14 protein-coding genes and 1 other RNA gene are annotated in these 18,626 nt (G+C 44.8%); 7 read left to right on the plus strand and 8 right to left on the minus strand.

All coding sequences use genetic code 11. The features are described from left to right. Positions 1-215 precede the first annotated feature (215 nt). Complete coding sequence (locus tag ACE1CM_RS05485; protein ID WP_374876397.1) at positions 216-2,327, plus strand: SPFH domain-containing protein; 2,112 nt, start codon at positions 216-218, stop codon at positions 2,325-2,327. Between the two features lie 56 nt (positions 2,328-2,383). Further along, positions 2,384-4,216, plus strand: a complete 1,833-nt coding sequence (locus ACE1CM_RS05490; protein ID WP_374876398.1) for a protein kinase — start codon at positions 2,384-2,386, stop codon at positions 4,214-4,216. Here the strand turns inward: ACE1CM_RS05490 and ACE1CM_RS05495 are convergent. Continuing rightward, positions 4,213-4,518, minus strand: coding sequence for a 30S ribosomal protein PSRP-3 (locus ACE1CM_RS05495; RefSeq protein WP_374876399.1), 306 nt, complete (start codon positions 4,516-4,518; stop codon positions 4,213-4,215). The two genes, ACE1CM_RS05490 and ACE1CM_RS05495, sit on opposite strands and share 4 nt — an antisense overlap. Positions 4,519-4,607: 89 nt before the next feature. Here ACE1CM_RS05495 and ACE1CM_RS05500 point away from each other — a divergent pair, with 89 nt between their 5' ends. From ACE1CM_RS05500 to ACE1CM_RS05520, 5 genes are all read left to right on the plus strand, one after another. Further along, complete coding sequence (locus ACE1CM_RS05500; RefSeq protein ID WP_374876400.1) at positions 4,608-5,558, plus strand: TIGR01548 family HAD-type hydrolase; 951 nt, start codon at positions 4,608-4,610, stop codon at positions 5,556-5,558. Between the two features lie 376 nt (positions 5,559-5,934). Then, positions 5,935-6,972, plus strand: coding sequence for a serine/threonine protein kinase (locus ACE1CM_RS05505; RefSeq protein WP_374876401.1), 1,038 nt, complete (start codon positions 5,935-5,937; stop codon positions 6,970-6,972). A gap of 32 nt (positions 6,973-7,004) precedes the next feature. Beyond that, complete coding sequence (locus ACE1CM_RS05510; RefSeq protein WP_374876419.1) at positions 7,005-8,444, plus strand: AAA family ATPase; 1,440 nt, start codon at positions 7,005-7,007, stop codon at positions 8,442-8,444. A gap of 42 nt (positions 8,445-8,486) precedes the next feature. Further along, the gene (locus ACE1CM_RS05515; protein WP_374876402.1) at positions 8,487-11,078 is read left to right on the plus strand and encodes a GAF domain-containing protein; all 2,592 of its coding nucleotides are present in this window, start codon (positions 8,487-8,489) and stop codon (positions 11,076-11,078) included. A 49-nt stretch (positions 11,079-11,127) separates the two neighbouring features. After that, entirely contained in the window at positions 11,128-11,547 is a 420-nt protein-coding gene (locus ACE1CM_RS05520; protein ID WP_374876420.1) for a response regulator, read from the plus strand. Positions 11,548-11,615: 68 nt separating this feature from the next. On the opposite strand, the gene ACE1CM_RS05525 is transcribed toward ACE1CM_RS05520, so the two are convergent. The 7 genes from ACE1CM_RS05525 to ACE1CM_RS05555 form a co-directional block, all read right to left on the minus strand. Next, on the minus strand, positions 11,616-12,422 hold the full coding sequence (locus ACE1CM_RS05525) for a tetratricopeptide repeat protein (protein WP_374876403.1): 807 nt from the start codon (positions 12,420-12,422) through the stop codon (positions 11,616-11,618). A 201-nt stretch (positions 12,423-12,623) separates the two neighbouring features. Continuing rightward, the gene (locus ACE1CM_RS05530) at positions 12,624-13,661 is read right to left on the minus strand and encodes a Gfo/Idh/MocA family protein (RefSeq protein WP_374876404.1); all 1,038 of its coding nucleotides are present in this window, start codon (positions 13,659-13,661) and stop codon (positions 12,624-12,626) included. A gap of 78 nt (positions 13,662-13,739) precedes the next feature. Next, positions 13,740-14,453: a ribonuclease III gene (rnc, locus tag ACE1CM_RS05535; protein ID WP_374876405.1), complete on the minus strand. Its 714-nt coding sequence runs from the start codon at positions 14,451-14,453 to the stop codon at positions 13,740-13,742. After that, the gene (locus ACE1CM_RS05540) at positions 14,386-15,720 is read right to left on the minus strand and encodes a GAF domain-containing protein (protein ID WP_374876406.1); all 1,335 of its coding nucleotides are present in this window, start codon (positions 15,718-15,720) and stop codon (positions 14,386-14,388) included. Before ACE1CM_RS05540 ends, rnc begins: the two co-directional genes overlap by 68 nt. A 457-nt stretch (positions 15,721-16,177) precedes the next feature. Then, positions 16,178-16,636, minus strand: an RNA gene (gene rnpB, locus ACE1CM_RS05545) — RNase P RNA component class A. Positions 16,637-16,749: 113 nt separating this feature from the next. Continuing rightward, complete coding sequence (gene corA / locus ACE1CM_RS05550; RefSeq protein ID WP_374876407.1) at positions 16,750-17,931, minus strand: magnesium/cobalt transporter CorA; 1,182 nt, start codon at positions 17,929-17,931, stop codon at positions 16,750-16,752. A 47-nt stretch (positions 17,932-17,978) separates the two neighbouring features. Then, positions 17,979-18,566 carry a hypothetical protein gene (locus ACE1CM_RS05555; protein ID WP_374876408.1) on the minus strand — a complete coding sequence of 196 codons (588 nt, stop codon included), beginning with the start codon at positions 18,564-18,566 and terminating at the stop codon, positions 17,979-17,981. Positions 18,567-18,626 lie beyond the last annotated feature (60 nt).

Below are 18,626 nucleotides of genomic sequence, written 5' to 3' on the forward strand. Positions count from 1 at the left end.
ATGGCGATGCAAACTTAATATAAACCTAATTCTGTCGGATGTTGTTTGTGGAAGCGATATGCCGACCGCACGCTGCGCGTGAAGCGGAAGCGATCGCCCCACAAGACCAATTGTTAAGAAATTCTGCAATCCAAAGAAAGTTTGCGAACCCGGTCAACTCCAAAGTGAATTGCTAGTGTAGATACACATTGCTCCCTTTGGGGGATGTCTTTTTTATGAAAAGTTTCAAAAAAAGCCGTAAACTGCTGGGATTGGCAGCCTCGGTATTCGCTTCAATGGCAGTAACTTCTTTCACCCCTGCCAATGCTGCATCCCGCAACGAGTATCAGATACCCGAAAAACAAATCGTTGCCCAACAGGTACAACCCGCAACACCTGTGTCATTGGTAACCAACAACACTCAAATTCAGACGATGCAAGTGTTGGAACCTTGGGCGCTAATCCCAATTGTTGTAGTGGGCGGTATTGTTATATTTGTGCCGCTATTTTTTGGCGGACTCGTGGTGATTAGCGAACGGGAAGTTGGTGTAGTTGTAAAGAAATTTGCCCTTTCCGGTCGCGGAATGCCTCCAGGACGTTTAATTGCTTTAAATGGGGAAGCTGGCTATCAAGCAGATACCCTAGCACCGGGATGGCATTGGGGCTATTGGCCTTGGCAATATGCTGTGCGTAAAGAATCGGTAACCGTCGTTCCCCAAGGGGAAATTGCCTTAGTTGTCGCCGCCGATGGTGCTTCGATTCCCCTAGAAAGAATTTTGGGCAAAGTAGTAGATTGCGACAATTTTCAAGATGCGCGTAAATTCCTCACCAATGGCGGGGAAAAAGGGCGACAATTGGGTATTCTAACTGCTGGAACTTACCGCATCAATACGGCTTTGTTCAAGGTGATTACGGCAGCTAATGCGAATCAGCATGGCATGAGGCCGGAACATTTGCACATTCATAGCATCGCACCCGATAGAGTTGGAATTATTACCACTTTAGACGGCATTCCCATTGATGAAGGCGAAATTGCCGGACCAATTATTCCCGGACACGATAACTTCCAAAACGGTCAAAAATTCATCAATGGCGGCGGACGCAGAGGGTTGCAAGAGCAGGTATTATTGTCTGGTTCGTGGAACCTAAATCCTTGGTTTGTCCAAATTGAACAAGTAGCGATGACGGAAATTCCCATCGGCTATGTTGGGGTGGTAATTTCTTTTGTGGGGATGGCATCGGAAGATATTAGCGGTGCGGCTTTTACTCACGGTCATTTAGTCCAAACTGGACATAAAGGTGTGTGGGTGGAACCGCTTTATCCAGGCAAACATCCGCTGAATACGCGAGTGATGAAAGTCGAATTGGTGCCGACGACTAATATTGTGTTGAACTTCACGGCGCGCATTACTGGCGGTCACGGTTACGATACTAATTTAACGGCGTTGAAGTTGCTTTCGTTTGATGGGTTTAGCTTCGACTTAGAAGTATTTCAAGTCATCCACATCGGTGCGATGGATGCGCCAAAGGTGATTTCCCGCTTGGGGTCGATGCAAAATGTGGTAGATCAAGTTTTGCGTCCAATTGTGGGGAATTATTTCCGCAATTCGGCACAGGAATATACGATTCTGGATTTCTTAACTGCCCGCAGCGAACGACAAGCAGAAGCGGCAGAATATGTAAAATCGGCGTTGCGTTCTTATGACGTACAAGCGGTGGATACTTTGATTGGTTTAATTACACCGCCGCCGGAATTAATGCACACGCTGACGGAAAGGAAGTTAGCGGAAGAACAGCGCAAAACTTACGAAGTGCAGCAGATGGCGCAACAGCAACGCCAGCTACTGGTGCGGGAAACGGCGCTGGCGGATATTCAGCAAGAAATGGTGGAAGCTGAGCAAAATGTGAGCATTGCGGAACAGAAAGCGAATGCCAATATTAAGCAAGCGACGGGTGAGGCAGAATCTACCAAACTTAAAGCTATTGCAGAAGCGGATGCTATTCGCGCTACGGGAAATGCGAAGGCGGAAGCTTATCGCGCTGGGGTGGAAGCTTTGGGGGCGCAAGGTTACACTTCGATGCAGTTGATGCAAATTGTAGGCGATCGCCAGGTGCGTCTCATTCCCGATGTGTTGGTTAACGGTAGCAATGGCGGTCAAGGTTTGGTCGATGGTTTGTTAACTATGCTGTTGTGGAATCAATCTGAAAAATCCCATAACGGCACGCCGCCGGAAGTACCAAATGTATCGGGTACGGATGCAATAATTCCGACTTTAGATAAACCTCCGGTTCTTCCGGTTGAGGTTCGACCTAAAGCAAACGGTCAACCTCCATCAAGTCGTCAATAATAGAGGCAGAAACCGGGTTTTTTCCAGAAACCCGGTTTCTTTTGAAGACTATTTAAATGAACCGCAGAGGACGCAGAGGACGCAGAGGGAAGAGGAAGGAAGAGATAGAGGGAGTAATGCTGCTCAAAAATCGTTACCGCATCACTCAATTAATTGCTGAAGGGGGATTTGGTAAAACTTTCCTCGCTGTGGATGAAGTTCAATCTCCGCCTTCAAGTTGTGTTATTAAACAGCTTTGTGATGAAAATAAAGCAAAAATAGATCTAACTATATTGGCAGGGAAACTCAAGGAATTAGGCAAGCATCAGCAAATTCCGGCGCTGTTAGATTTTTTTGAAGCAGATGGAAGTTTTTATTTGGTACAAGAGTTTGTTGATGGGATTAATTTGGCTAAGGTAGTTGAGTTAGAAGGCGTTTTTAATGAGGCGCAAGTTTGGAATTTGTTGAATAATCTGTTACCCGTTTTGAAGTTGATTCACGACAATAATGTTATTCATGGGGATATTAAACCAGAAAATATTATTCGAGTTGAAAACAAGTCAGGGAAGTTTGTCTTGGTCGGTTTTGGAAATGGTATGGGGAGTGCGGAATATGTGGCGCCGGAACAATTGCGGGGAAAGGCGGTTTTTGCTAGCGATCTTTATAGTTTGGGGGTGTGTTGTTTTTATCTGTTTACTGGGGTTTCTCCGTTTAATTTGTCGCCAGGGATATGGGGAGAATATTTGCAGGATAAAATAAGCGATCGCTTCTCCCACATCCTAGATAAACTCCTACAAAATGACCCCCAGCTTCGCTTTCAATCGGCAGATGAAGTCTTGAGAGTAATGGGAAAAAAAACTCAAATCTCAAATCTCAAATCTCAAATCTCAAATTCCCTATGTCTGCGAACTCTCACTGGACATAGGGGTTTATTTTCAGGGGTGAATTGCGTTGCTATTAGTCCCGATGGTAAGATTTTAGCTAGCGGTAGCGATGATAAAACTATTCGCTTGTGGCATATAGAAACGGGGGAAGTAATAGCAACTCTCTTCGGGCATACAAATTTCGTTCAATCTGTTGCTTTTAGTCCGGATGGCACTGTTCTCGCTTCGGGTAGCGATGATAAAACGATTAAGTTGTGGGATTTACAAACTTATCAAGAAATTTGTACTTTATCCGAACATTCCCGCCCTGTTAAATCGGTTATATTCAGTCCGATCCCCCCCCAACCCCCCCTTGCTAAGGGGGGGCAGTTCGATCCCTCCCTAGTAATATCAAATCCGTCTGTATCGGGATTGTTAGTTTCTCCCCTCTCCGGCGATATCAGAGGAGGCGAGGTGCCGATCTTAGCTAGTGGGAGTTGGGATAAAACGATTAAATTATGGGATTTGGAGGCAAAAAAGGCCATCTGCACGATCGCTGGACATCAATTGCAGGTGACTTCGGTAAGTTTTAGCCCTGATGGTCGTTATCTAGCTAGTGCCAGTTTTGACAGAACGGTACGGTTGTGGAATTGGCAAAATAGGGAATTATTGACGCATCAAATTTTGTCGGGGCATTCTTGGCCTGTTTTTTCGGTTGCTTTTAGTCCCAAGGGGGATATTCTTGCCACGGGTAGCGGTGATAACACAATTAAATTGTGGGACTTCAAAACCGGGCAAGAAATTCGCACGATTTTGGGTCACTCTTGGTCTGTAGTGGCGGTTGTTTTTTCTGCGGATGGGGAGACTTTGATTAGCGGCAGTTGGGATAAAACTGTCAAACTTTGGCAGGTTAGTACTGGCAAAGAAATTGATACCCTTGCTGGGCATTCAGACGCGGTTTCCACTGTTGCCGTTAGCCCTAACGGACAAATTATTGCCAGTGGCAGCAAGGATAAAACTATCAAATTGTGGCGGCGCGATGCTTAGTTGCTGCCGGTAAATGCCACTTCTGGGAATTTAGATTGCGCTTCTGACATGGGACGGCGCTTGCCTTCCTCTTGCCAGTAGTCAATCACTTCGGTCGCTTTATTGAGCATTTCGACGCGGTCGATATCGGAAATCCAGTGCTTGGACTCCAGCTCATTTTTTAACTCTTCCCACGCATCATTTCGAGGCCAGAAAAAGTATTTAGTCAAAGGACTGGTTCCTTTACCTACTACTTGGTCAACCGCGATCGCAACATCCTTCTCTAGCCAGAGAACCTTTAAAATGAACTTCGACAAGCACACCTCCGGGTTTATCCCAGATTTTTTCCAACTCTACAACCTTATTATTATATCGTATCTATTGCCGGTTGATTAAAACAGGGAAGGAACAAATGACCCCGATTGTGGTTTTTGATATTGATGGCGTCGTGCGCGATGTGGGAGGGTCTTATCGCAGAGCGATCGCGGATACGGTAGAACATTTTACCAATAACGCTTTTCGTCCTACGGTGGAAGACCTCGACCGCCTCAAGTCGGAAGGTATCTGGAATAATGACTGGGAAGCGTCGCAAGAGCTAGTTTATCGTTATTTTGAGGCGCAGGGACGGCAAAGAACGCAGATTTCCCTCAATTACGACACTATGGTCGATTTTTTCCAATCCCGGTATCGCGGTGCAAATTGGGATGGTTATATCTGTTCCGAACCGTTACTGTTGCAACCAAGTTATTTAGAACAACTGACGAATGCGGGTATTCGCTGGGGGTTTTTTAGCGGCGCACCCCGCGACGAAGCGATCTACGTTCTATCACGACTCGGTTTAAACTCGCCCGTGTTAGTTGCAATGGAAGATGCACCGGGAAAACCCGATCCTACAGGTTTGTTTGCTACTGTGCGTCAATTGGAGGAAGGGACGTCGGTGATTGGGGTTGCACAGTCAAGGGATGATTCTTGTGGGGTGGGCATCTTGCCCGCCCCAGTAATTCAACCGACGGGCGAGACGCCCATGCCACAAGTCCCAGCGACGGGCGAGACGCCCATGCCACAAGTCCAAGAGACGCCCATGCCACAACAAGATCAAAATCATCCTGTCAATATGCAATGTCCGGTGGTTTACGTAGGTGACACGGTGGCGGATATGTACGTGGTGGAAAAGGCGCGTAACTTGCAAGATAACCGCACCTGGATTGCTGTGGGAATTTTACCGCCCCACGTTCTGGAAATACCTCTACGGCGGGATGCCTATACTGCCACTCTGCAACAAGCGGGTGCTGCTATAGTTTTGGGCAATGTGCAGGAATTGACCCCAGCGAGAATTTACGGATTGCTTGGTTTAGATTTATAGATTTTTACCTGTTGTTTCGTTGACATTCTCGTGCTTTAATCTATCGTCTAACTGGCAGCGATCGCTCACAAACCTGTGGAAAATACGGATAATTTTCTTGTTACCCCGTGTTTTTCCCCAAGCGTAGATAGTTCATTTGTTCTCGCATCCGGATTTTCCCCAGTAAAAAAGCTCGCTAGATAAAACTTTGTTGATTTGGCGAGATAATTATACATATAATAAAACAGCAATATCAGAATCTCTATTTTGAGATAGTGGTAGAAATTTAACAAATTTTTTTTAGCGCGTTTTTTATTTGCTACGGGTGCAGGCTAAGCGACAAAACAATATCGATCTTAGAAAACTATTACCTTGACTGTGGTGTAGGTAAGGAAACATGACAGACAATATTGTAACTGTGGCTGGATATCGCATCCTGAAGAAAATTCATCAAGGAACAAGAACATTAGTTTATCGAGGGATGCGCGATCGCGACCAAAAACCCGTCATCCTGAAACTGCTTAAAAACGAGTATCCCACATTCAACGAACTGGTACAATTTCGCAATCAGTACGCGATTGCCAAAAACCTGGACATACCAGGAATTGTGAAACCTTTAGCCTTGGAAAAATATGGCAATGGTTACTTGCTAGTGATGGAAGACTCTGGTGATGTTTCCCTATCAGATTATATTGCTAATTTGGGGGCAAAACAGTCAGAGAATAACTTATCGGTTGATGAATTTATGCCGATAGCGCTCGAGATTGCTAAAATTTTGTCAGGACTATATGCAGAGCGAATCATTCACAAAGATATTAAGCCCAGTAATATTCTGATTAACCCAGAAACGAAGCAGGTAAAACTGATTGACTTCGGCATTGCCTCATTATTGCCTAAAGAAAACAGCGGAATAGCTAATATTAAGGTTTTAGAAGGAACGTTAGCGTATATTTCCCCGGAACAAACCGGCAGGATGAATCGCTGTCTGGATTATCGCACGGACTTCTATTCGCTGGGAGTGACGTTCTACGAATTACTAACCGGAAAACTGCCATTTAATGCTACCGATGCGATGGAGTTAGTTCACTGTCATATAGCTAAAATTCCTCAGCAACCAATAGAAATAAATCCAGGGATTCCTCAAGTGGTTTCTGATATTGTAATGAAATTAATGTCAAAAACCGCCCAATCGCGATATCAGAGTGCTTTTGGACTGCGATCTGACCTGGAAATTTGCTGGCAGAAGTGGCAAGAGAATGGCAGGATTGACCCATTTATTTTAGGCGAGAGGGATATATGCGATCGCTTCCTCATTCCTGAAAAACTCTACGGCAGAGAAACCGAAGTTGCTACATTATTAAATGCCTTTGATCCCCCCTGCCCCCCCTTGGCATTGGGGAGCGATCCCCCCCTGCTAAGGGGGGGATCGTCTTAGTTGCAGGATTTTCTGGGATTGGCAAAACCGCTATCGTCAATGAAGTTCACAAACCCATTGTGCGCCAACGGGGTTACTTCATCAAAGGGAAATTTGACCAATTCAAACGCGATATTCCCTTCTCAGCTTGGGTGCAAGCATTTCAGAATTTGATGCGGCAATTACTCACTGAAAGCGCCACCGAAGTGCAGAAATGGCAAGCCAAGATATTAAAGGCTTTGGGTGAGAATGGTCAAGTCATTATTGATGTCATCCCAGAATTAGAACACCTGATTGGCAAGCAGCCAAAAGTCCCAGAATTAGAAGGAAATGCCGCGCATCGCTTCAATTTGCTGTTTGGTAAGTTTATCCGTTTGTTCGCCACAAAAGAGCATCCTTTAGCGATATTCTTGGATGACTTGCAGTGGGCAGATTCGGCTTCATTGAAGCTGATACAATTGTTGATGAGCGAGACGGATACCCGCTATCTGTTGTTAATCGGAGCATATCGGGATAACGAAGTTTTCCCTGCCCATCCCCTCATGCTAACCTTGGATGAGATTCGCAAAGAGTCAGCAACAGTCAACCAAATTACTTTAGCACCCCTAGACCAACCTGCCCTGAATCGCCTGATTGCCGATCCCCTAAGTTGTCCATCAGAACGAGCAGTTCCTTTGACAGAACTGGTGTTCGCTAAAACCAAAGGTAATCCTTTTTTTGCGACGCAATTTCTCAAATCCCTGCATGAAGATGGGTTAATCTCATTTGATTTTAGTTGCGGCTATTGGCAGTGCGATATTGCCCAAGTTAGGGCGCTGTCTTTGACTGATGATGTAGTTGAATTTATGGCGATTCAGCTACAAAAGCTGCCTGTAAATACTCAGGAGGTTTTGAAACTCGCAGCTTGTATAGGCAACCAATTTGACTTAGCAACGCTGGCAATTGTCTATGAAAAATCTCAAGCAGAAACGGCGGCTGACCTATGGAAAGCTTTGCAAGAAGGATTGGTGATTCCCAGCACTGAAGTATACAAGTTCTTTCAGGACTCTGAATCAGTTGAAGTTGTACAAGCTGCTGATTTATCGGTTACCTACAAATTTTTACATGACCGAGTACAGCAAGCCGCATATTTTTTAATTCCGGAAGCACAGAAACAGTTAACTCACTTAAAAATTGGGCAACTGCTGTTAAGCAATACCCCTAAAGCAGAAATAGAAGAGATAATTTTTGATATTGTCAACCAACTGAATATTGGCACAGAGTTAATTACCCATCAGAGTGAGAAAGATGAACTAGCTCAATTAAATTTAATCGCTGGACGCAAAGCTAAAGCGTCTACAGCTTATGCAGCTGCTCTCAGATATTTGACTACAGGTTTAGAACTTCTAGCTGCTTCTAGTTGGCAGACCCAGTATGAACTGACATTATCACTGTATAACGAAGCCGCAGAAGTGGCGTTTTTTAACGGCAACTTTCAGCAGATGGAGGAATAAACTGATATTGTAATCAAACAAGCCACAAATCTTCTGAACAAGGTGAAAGTTTATCAAGTCAAAATTCAAGCTTGTATGGCACTTAACCAGCAGCTAGAAGCCGTCAATATCGCCTTACCGATTCTGAAATTATTGGGAGTGGAGTTTCCCCAAAAACCCAGCGATTTAGACGTTCAGCTAGCACTGGAGGAAACAAAGTCAAATTTGAGTGGGAAGCGAATCGAAGACTTAATTGACTTGCCTCAAATGACAGACCCTGACAAGTTAGCAGCGATGAAAATCCTATCGAGTGTATTTTCTGCTGCGTTTCAAGCCATTCCAGAAATGTTTCCACTGATTGTGTGTAAACAGGTTAATTTATCACTTCAACATGGGAATGATTCGGGGTCTGCTTTTGCTTATGCTACCTATGCACTAATTCTCTGTGGAATTGTGGGAGATATTGAGTCAGGCTATCAGGTTGGTAAACTTGCTCTGGGTCTGCTAAATCGGGCAAATGCTAAAGAAGTTAAAACTAGAACGATGCAAATCGTTTATAGTTTCGTCATCCATTGGCAAGAGCATCTTAGTCAAACATTACAACCTTTACAAGCAGCCTATCAACATGGATTGGAAATCGGAGATGTAGAATATGCTGCCTATTGTGGATCAGTGTACTGCCTCGATTCCTTTTTCACTGGAAAGGAATTGATTTCTCTAGAGCAAGAGATGGCAACATACACTGAAGCCATCGGTCATCTTAAGCAAGAAACAGCATTAAATTATCATCAAGTTTATCAACAATTTGTCGAAAATTTATTAGGTAAGTGCGTTAACCCTTGCCTGCTGATTGGCGATAGTTACAACGAAGAGAAGATGCTGCCACTGCATCTAAAACTCAAGGATAAAACAGCAATTTATTATTTGTATTTTAACAAAAGTCTGATTTATTATTTATTTGGGGATTTCGAGGAGGCTGCTAAATTTATCGCCCTAGCAGAACAGTATTTAAATGGAGTGACTGCAACTCTGAATGTTCCTCTGTTTTATTTTTACGATTCTATAGTCAAGTTAGCTGTATACAAAGATAGTTCAAAGTCTGAGCCAGATGATATTCTTGTGAAGGTAGCTAACAATCAGGAAAAAATGAAAAAATGGTCTGGTTATAGTCCAGCCAATTATTTGCATAAATTTTATTTAGTTGCTGCCGAAACACATCGGGTTCTGGGGGAAAATATTGAGGCAATGGACTGTTACGATCGCGCCATTGAACTCGCCAAAGAAAACAAATACATCAACGAAAAAGCATTAGCTTATGAACTTGCTGCTAAATTCTATCTTGTTTGGGGTAAAGAAAAGATTGCCCAAGTCTATTTAACTGATGCTTACTATGCCTATGCCTGTTGGGGTGCTAAAGCTAAAGTTGAAGATATAGAAAAGCGCTATCCCCAATTACTCGCTCCGATTCTGAATCAGAAAAAGAGCATAAATCCGAGCGAAACAATTACCCAAATGACCATCGGATCAATCGCATCCACCAGTTCAGATGTGTCAGAAATTCTGGATTTGGAAACGGTAATTAAAGCTTCTCAATTGCTTTCAGGAGAAATTGATCTCGATCGCTTGCTCTCTACGTTGATGCAAGTAATGATTGAGAATGCCGCAGCGAATAAAGGCGCTTTGATTTGGCTAGAGGGAGATGCATTAGCGATCGCAGATCAATGTGCGATCGCTCAAGGTTGCAACCTACAATCTACTCCCATTGTTAACTCTCAAGACATTCCCATTACCCTGATCAATTATGTTTGGCGCACATCGGCAACTTTAGTCATTAATGATGCTACTAGCGAAACTAACTTTGCTGCCGATCCCTACATTATTCAACAGCAACCCAAATCAATTTTGTGCCTGCCAATTCAACATCAAGCAAAAGCGATCGCTCTACTTTATTTAGAAAACAATCTAATTTCCGGAGCATTTACTCCTGACAGATTGGAACTCTTAAAAGTCCTATCTACCCAAGCAGCAATCTCCATATCTAACGCACAACTATACGCCCAAGTTAAGGAAAGCGAGAAGTTACTAGCAGAATACAATCGCACCTTAGAACAACAAGTTGCCGAACGCACTCAAGAACTTCAGCAATCAGAAGCTCGTTTTCGACAACTTTACGAGCAATCTGGGGATGCCATTCTGCTGTTAGATGGAGAAGTTTTTATCGACTGCAACTCCGCCGCTGTCGCGATGATGCGTTGCGCCGATAAAAAACAGTTTCTTTCCCTACATCCCTCTCAGCTTTCCCCGCAGAATCAACCGGATGGTCGAGACTCTTTTGAGAAAGCAAACGCATTGATTGCTATTGCTTTTGAACGAGGCAGTCATCGGTTTGAATGGATGCATCGCCGCCTAGATGGGGAAGATTTTTGGGTCGAGGTCTTATTAACGCCCAAAATATTTCAGCCTTTCTTTACCACTAAACCTGCTGGAGAAGGCAGCGGTTTGGGTTTAGATATTGTCCGGAAGATTCTGGAAAAACATGGGGGCCAAATCTCCGTGCAGTCTGTACCGGGTAAGACTACGTTTACCGGATCTTTACCAATATTAGAAACCGGGTTTCTAGCATCGTCGCGCGTAAGTCATACAATAGACAGATAACAACCAAGAATCCTAACTATTAGCAGGTAAAAATATGTCATAAGCAGTAATTTTATGCGTCGATGATGAAGCAATCGTCTTAAAAAGTTTGTCCATAGAACTTCAAAATGCATTTGAGGATAACTATATATATGAATTTGCAGAATGCCCGGATGAAGCATTAGAAATAATTGAAGAATTCCATGAAAATGAAATCCGCATTCTTTTGATTGTCTCAGATTGGCTAATGCCAGGAATGAAAGGAGATGAATTTTTGATTCGGGTACACGAAAAATATCCAAACATTGTCAAAATTATGCTGACCGGACAAGCTGATGAAGAAGCTGTATCCCGTGCCAAAAAGGATGCCAACCTTTATCAATGCTTGCGAAAACCTTGGAATTCTCATGAATTAATTGGAACGATTCGCTCTGCTTTAGCACAATTATGCAAGTTGCCGTTACAATTATCTGCGTCGATGACGACATGACTGTTCTGAACAGTCTGAAAATCGAGCTACCATTACCAATTACCCATTCCCAATTACCCATTACCAAACTATTGCAATTTGAGAAATTTCTCCAATGCTGCTACCATATTAGGAGGCCAACGGCGGATGTTTTTTACCCAATCTAGGTCTTTATAACGCGAGTCGAGTCCGACAGCAGCAACCCAGTTACTTTCTGCTTCCCCGTGCTTTCCTTCTACCCAAAGTGCAGCGGTGAGAGCAGCACGCACATCGGGGAACATGCTATATTTGCGGGCAATATTTTTCAACGTGCGAATCGCCTCTTGGGTTTGACCCGTTTGGTACAATGCCAGGGCATAGTTGGCTTTAGCAAAGGCAAAGTTAGGGGCGATTTCTGTTGCTTTTTGGTAATCGGCGATCGCCTCCTCCCACTTCCCTAACCCCGCGCTTGCATTCCCCCGGTTATTATATGCCATTGCATCGTTGGGATTGATTTCCAAAACGCGATTATAGTCGGCAATTGCTTCTGAAAATCGTCCCAATCCTTCCAACGCCGCACCGCGATTCAGATAAGGATCGGCAGCGTTGGGGGCGAGTTCTATCGATTGATTGAAGTCTGCGATCGCATCTGACAATTTATTCTGACTCACTCTCGAATTTCCCCGGTTACTCCAAACTGCCGGATTCGTGGGAAATTTTTCTATTAACTGCGTCCAGTATGTTTCTGCTGTGGCAAAATCGCCTTTCTCCGTTGCATCGAAGGCTTTCTGTGCCAAGGCATCCCCTGCTTGCAATTCTGCTTCTGTAATTGTGGGGGGTGTTTGAGCTTGGGCGAGCCCAGGCATTCCCCATACCAGCATAATGCTTATTACTAAACTCACAATTAAGCGAATCATTTATCAACTGCTGACTGTCAACTGCTTTGTTCTTATTTTCCCATATATTGTGGATTCGGTCAATCGATTTTATATTTTAGATTTTGGCTTAAATAATTTATTTTTCCTCGCTGTTTGCCAAAGTTTAATTTTATCTAGTGGTTGCGGTGCCGTACTCCGCCGAAGATAGCACCCTACATTTATTTTATTTTATGGAGAAGTCTATTGTATGTTATTGACTTTAACCGGGATGCCTTCTTGATTGAGGGATGCGGTTAAAGCGGTGAGAATTTGAACGAGTTGAGTACCGTTCCAACCAGAGGAAATCGAGTCAGGTTTGTTTTGCATCACACTCGAGAGGAAGCGAGCGCAAACTTGTTTAAGGGGTTCTGTTAGTTCGAGGTTTAACACTTCGCTGCGTTGATTAATTGGAATAAATTGGTCGCCTCTAATTTCAAAATTTCCGTGCTGAATTGTTAAAGGCGCATCGCCAGACATTTCGTCAAAAATTAAAGTACCGTTGCTCCCTACTACTGCAAGACGCCGCTGTTTATCGGGGTTGAGCCAACATAGGTGAATCGTAGCTTGAAAGCCGCTTTTGTAAGTCAGGGTGACCCAGACTAAATCGTGTAAATTTTGGATGGGAGGATTGCTTTTATTTTCTTGCAGCCAAACTCTACCTGTAGCTTGCACTTGAATCGGAATTTCACCCAGCCAAGTGTTGAAAATGGCGATATCGTGAATTGCTAAATCCCACAACGCGTCAACATCGTAGCGCACGGGACCTAAGTTAGTCCGGGTGGCATAGCCATAGCGCAAGTCTCCTAATATACCCGTTTCCAGAACAGTTTTGCCTCGCTCTACAGCTGGATGGAATAAATAGGTGTGGTCAACGAAGAGTTGACGCTGCTGTTTTTCGGCTAATCGACACAGTTCGATGCATTCGGCGGGGTCTAGGGTTAAAGGTTTTTCGGTGAAAACGTGGTAACCTTGCCCCAGGGCGTCGGCGATTAAACCGTAGTGGGTGGAAGCTGGAGTGGCTATCGCTACCGCATCGAGTCCGGGTAATTGTCGCACCGTTCCCCAGTCGGTTGTCAGAACTACGGTATCGTTTAACTCAAAGCGCCCACGCAAATCTGCTAACCGATTCTCGTTTGAGTCTACCACGGCTACCAAAGTTGCTTGGGGATGTGCCAAAAAGTTTCGCACTAAGTGTACCCCCCAACGTCCAGCCCCCAATACAGCGATTTTTATGGTCATTGGTAATTGGTAATTGGTAATTGCTAATTGCTAATTGCTAATTGTAACGGCTAGCCATTAGCCATGAGCCATTAGCTATTAGCTATTAGCTTTTACTTGTTCAAAAGCTTGTTTAGCGGCGGCTTGTTCGGCAGCTTTTTTCGATCCTCCCGTTCCTTCTCCCCAGGGTTTTCCCAAGATTTTAACAACGGCTGCGAACATGATGGAACTCCCCCGCATCGGCTTTAATTCTGTCACTTCATATTCTGGCAAAACTTTGTAAGCGCTTTGGGTGAATTCCTGAAGCGCGGCTTTATAGTTCTGCAAAGCTGGATCTGTGCGAATTTGTGCGGCTAATGACTGGAAGTGAGAATCTAACCAGGGGCGGACTAATTCTAAGGTGTGGGTGCTGAGGAAAAGCGCGCCCAAGACGGCTTCTAAGGCGTCTGCTAGACGCGATTCCCGTCCGGCGGCGTCAAAGGCGGCACTTTTATCCATTAGTAGGTATCGCTCTAAGCCGTAACTTTCTGCAATTTGTGACAGCGTGCGATCGCTGACCAAATTCGCCCTGATTTCGGAAAACTCCCCTACCGAAGAGTTAGGATAAGTTTCCCATAAAAATTGCGAAGCAGCCAACCGCACGACTGCATCTCCCACAAATTCCAGTTGTTCGTAGTTTGCTTCGGGGGAGAATGTAGGATGAGTCAGCGCCAAGTCCAAAAGTTGCCACTTTACTTTTGCTGTTTCAGGAAGTCCGAGTTTTTGAACTAAGACTTCCAGTTGGTTTTGGCGGCGGGGATATCGGAGAGTCATTGAAGTCAGGCGGATCGTTGGGTTCCCAAATTGTTTTGGCTACTTCAGTGTACAGCCCCTCGACCTCTGCCATCAGTTCTTGTTGCATCGGTAACAGATGGGTTTGGTCCTGTAATCTTTGCTGCAAGTACAGCAACCTTGCCATTGGCTTGCGTAGCTTGGTTAGCATTTGTTCTAGAAGTCTTGCGCGACGCAGTTGCAGGACGATATCGCCGCTGACTTGAGCCTTTTGCTCGATGATAACTGCTAGTCCAGTTGCAATCGCCATCACTGTTTTACCGTCTTCTTCATTCCATGCGTCAGGCGTTTTACTACCTACGGTGACGACGCCATAAACGCGGCGACGCCCTTGAATCGGTGCTGATACAAGGCTCACCGCTTCCGGCATCAGGAGGTCTTTTTGACCAGTTTGCACCGCGTCGGTAACCGAGATTAATTTACTTTGATTGAGGGCTTGACCGCTGGCACCTTGTCCTAAAGATGACATGCGCTGATTCCCGGTACTGAGCTTACCATCCAAGGAAAAAATCATGAACTGATCGCCTTGCAGATTGAGAGCGAGCGCTGCGTTACTAGCGCCGAATATCGTCGATAAAATCCGCACCGCGTCTCGCAATATACAAGGCACCGGCTGATGCTGCAACAGGATGGCAGAAAATTCGTGCAACGTTGAAAGCTGCATCGAACGTCGGTGACTTGCTATTTCTGCTGCTTCCAATTGCTCTAACAGGCGCTGGTTCAATTCCGCAATATGTGCGTTTTGCTCCATGTAGTTCCGCGTTTGTACCGGCTGATACTCCCGACCCGCGACTTGCGAAACCAACAGCGAGAGTCGCTCTACCATTTGTCGATTGTAGAACCACCCGCCATCAAAGTTCTGTTCGCTAGGCAATCCGTTGCTGGTTTCGACTTCGCTTGCTACCATCCCTGCCCAAAAATCGGGTGAATTTACTACTACAAATCGTTCCCTTTCCAGCACCGACCCCGGTTCTATTGGTATAAAATTTACCCCTTTAATTAAGGGTGGATCCATGTCGGGGACGCCAAATGCTAAAACTTGCTTGCACGTTGCCCCTAAGCGGGTATATTTTTCTTTTTGAGCGACAAACTCGGAGAACCGCTCTAAGCCAACAAAAAGATAGACGGCGAGTTGGTGGTTGAGTACTTGCTCAATCAGCAAATTACTCATCGCGTTCGCAGTGGTGATGGTGCGAACGCTGCGCCAATTTTCATACTGGCTAGCAATACCAAACAAAGATATTTCCACAATTATGTCACCCTGATTGGTTTTATCCTTGAGGTTTCTGCCAAGCTAAAACCGAGGCTTGCACGTCTAGCTTTAGGGTAGCAGGTCTTAGGTATTTTCTCGTTTTAACAACCAAGCCGGTACGAGTGGTGAAACCCTTCGCCTGGATTGAGCGTGTGCTTTTTCGCTTGGTTGCTAAATTTTGAGTTGATTGCGAGCCCCAAGGTTGGGATTAGCCAACCCGTTTGATTTCACCCGTAGCGCTTTCAGTTGATCTGGAAGATTTATTCACGTCGATAGTTGTATTTTTTTTTACTTATTATATATTTATTTCCGGGACAATACGGATACAAGATGGTTATAACAAGTTAATTTGTGTAACGAATAATAACAATAATTAATTTGGACAAAATTAAACGCCAAGAAACCGGGTTTCTGCCTAAGAAACCCGGTTTCTTGGCGTAAGACCTGTAAAAAAAAGAGAGAGTAGGACATAAGCCGGGTTCTGTTCTCTTTGGTTGCGGTGCAGCCAAAAAGGGCGGTTATCTATCTGGGACGCCTGTTACCAGACGCCTCTTGCGGTTCTTAGGGGCAAGCCCCTACAACGGAACGGGGAAAAGACCAACCTTTGTCCCTCCGACCTTGCTCCCAACCGGGGTTTACCGAGCCAGCGCCTCTCGACGCTGCTGGTGCGCTCTTACCGCACCTTTGCACCCTTACCGGGAATGGGTAATGGGTAATTGGTAATTGGTAATTGGTGTTTTTTGCCGATTCTCTATTACCCATTAGCCATTAGCTATTCCCGGCGGTATGTTTCTGTGGCACTATCCTCGCGATTGCTCGCACTGGGCGTTACCCAGCAAGTTTGGTCTTTGGGGAGCCCGGACTTTCCTCAGACCGGCACAAAGCCAGTCCGCAACCACCTGCGCCTGCTCTCTGGGATCTAGTCTAGTCTGTATCGGAGCAGGTGTGCGGGTGGGCAAGTGAGAGATCTAGGGGCGGGTTTTACCAACAATTTGGTGAACAGGTTTCTCCCTTCCGCTTCTTTGGTCAATCATCCTTATCAATTTTCGAATAATTCTCAAACCAGCCACGTCGCCAGAAAAAGAAAACTAAACCTGCAGCCGTCAGTATCATCACTGCCCAACAAAGGGGATAGCCCCAATACCAGTTTAGTTCTGGCATATTCCAGGGAGATTTTTCCGTATTAAAGTTCATTCCGTACACACCGGCAATAAACGTAAGCGGGATAAAAATAGACGAAATCACGGTTAGCAACTTCATGATTTCGTTCATTTTGTTGCTAATCGAGGATAAGTAGACATCCATCAAACCCGAACTGAGTTCCCGATAAGTCTCGACAATATCCATCACTTGAACGGCGTGATCGTAGCAGTCTCGCAGGTAAATTCGCACGTCAGGACTGATTAAATCGCTGCCATCGCGGATCAAGGAATTGAGCGCATCTCGCTGGGGCCAAATAGCGCGGCGCAGCGCTAGCAATTCTCGGCGAATTTGATAAATTTTTTCTAAAGTGCGCCGCGTGGGTTGGGTGACCACTTCATCTTCTAGCTGATCGATTTGTTCGCCGTAGGCTTCCAGGACGGGGAAATAACCATCGATGATAGAATCTATCAAGCTGTAGGCTAGATAATCTGCACCTCGCTTGCGGATAATGCCTTTGTCGTGACGAATGCGATCGCGCACGGGTTGAAAGCAATCTTGCTCTGGTTCTTCCTGCACCGTGAGCAAATAATGTTTCCCCAATACAAAACTAACTTGCTCGCTGTGGAAGCCAATTCCCTTCTCTTTGGGGATGACCATCCGCGCAATAATCACCAGTTGATCTTCATGATCTTCTACTTTAGGTCGCTGAGGTACGTTGACCACATCTTCCAAAACCAGGGGATGTAAATCAAACACTTTCTCCATTCGCCGCCAAGTGCTTTCGTTTCCTAACCCCAGTACATCCACCCAAGAAACCGACTCGCTATCTAGGTAGGGGGCGCAAGCTTGAGGCGAGTCAAGTACAACTCGGCTGGCTTTGGTTTCGTTGTAGTCAATTAACACAATTGTCGGAGGTAACGCATCTTCCTCAAGGTCTAGCGTCCCCGGTATCGTCCCCGGTTCGTCGTAGTATTCAACAAAGTCCTCAGCTGCTGACTCTTCTTCCTCTTCTACTTGTTCGGGTTCTAGAGCTAACTCTGAAGCTGCGAATCGTCTTTCCATCATGCTAATCTACCTCGTTTTGTCGTTTTTACTACATCTTTAACTAATTTTTACTGCAAATATTTATTTTTGATGAATTCTATTTCTTGCTTAAGTTGCTCCGCCTCAATCCAACCTACATATCCTACATATTTACAAACACCTTTGCTGTCAAAAACATAAACGTGATATATTTTAAGGTGGTTTACGCAGAAGCGTAGCATACCGCTTCCATTTTTTAACTTTAATTCAACCAAAGTTTCATCCATCAAAGTACGGCGACTTAATTGCATCGCATCTTTTGTTATACCGCGAACTTTTTGCCAGCGACTAATTACCAGATCTAAAAGGCTGCTATTGCCTGATAATTGCTCAGAATTTCCCAAAATATTAGATGCTATTAATTCAGCAGTTTTAGGACAGTTCCAGTAACCTACTTCAATGTCAACGCTTGGCTCTTCAGTCTTGAGTATCTGTAAATCTTGATGAATCCCGTTCCAGATTTTGCCTACATCGCTTAAAACATCACCCCAAAAGCTTGAGTGAAACTGCGGGATGGGTTCGCCTCTAGTGGTAAATTCTTGTTTAAGTAATACTTTCAAATCATCGGCATATTGGACAGTCCGCGTCGCTACGCCGTGAATAAAAAATACAAGCATTCTTAGACCTCAAAGTTTAATTTTTAGATAGGTGGTAATAAAAAAAGTAGCTTGTCCAGA

The organism is Microseira sp. BLCC-F43, assembly GCF_041929235.1.
In the GTDB taxonomy this organism is placed as follows: Bacteria; Cyanobacteriota; Cyanobacteriia; order Cyanobacteriales; family Aerosakkonemataceae; genus Microseira.

What these genes read in the sequence shown, in the direction of transcription:
- corA (WP_374876407.1), bottom strand. Translation starts at nt 17,931, where the DNA reads ATGATGGAAAGACGATTCGCAGCTTCAGAGTTAGCTCTAGAACCCGAA.
- ACE1CM_RS05485 (WP_374876397.1), top strand. Translation starts at nt 216, where the DNA reads ATGAAAAGTTTCAAAAAAAGCCGTAAACTGCTGGGATTGGCAGCCTCG.
- ACE1CM_RS05500 (WP_374876400.1), top strand. Translation starts at nt 4,608, where the DNA reads ATGACCCCGATTGTGGTTTTTGATATTGATGGCGTCGTGCGCGATGTG.
- ACE1CM_RS05530 (WP_374876404.1), bottom strand. Translation starts at nt 13,661, where the DNA reads ATGACCATAAAAATCGCTGTATTGGGGGCTGGACGTTGGGGGGTACAC.
- ACE1CM_RS05555 (WP_374876408.1), bottom strand. Translation starts at nt 18,566, where the DNA reads ATGCTTGTATTTTTTATTCACGGCGTAGCGACGCGGACTGTCCAATAT.
- rnc (WP_374876405.1), bottom strand. Translation starts at nt 14,453, where the DNA reads ATGACTCTCCGATATCCCCGCCGCCAAAACCAACTGGAAGTCTTAGTT.
- ACE1CM_RS05525 (WP_374876403.1), bottom strand. Translation starts at nt 12,422, where the DNA reads ATGATTCGCTTAATTGTGAGTTTAGTAATAAGCATTATGCTGGTATGG.
- ACE1CM_RS05490 (WP_374876398.1), top strand. Translation starts at nt 2,384, where the DNA reads ATGAACCGCAGAGGACGCAGAGGACGCAGAGGGAAGAGGAAGGAAGAG.
- ACE1CM_RS05505 (WP_374876401.1), top strand. Translation starts at nt 5,935, where the DNA reads ATGACAGACAATATTGTAACTGTGGCTGGATATCGCATCCTGAAGAAA.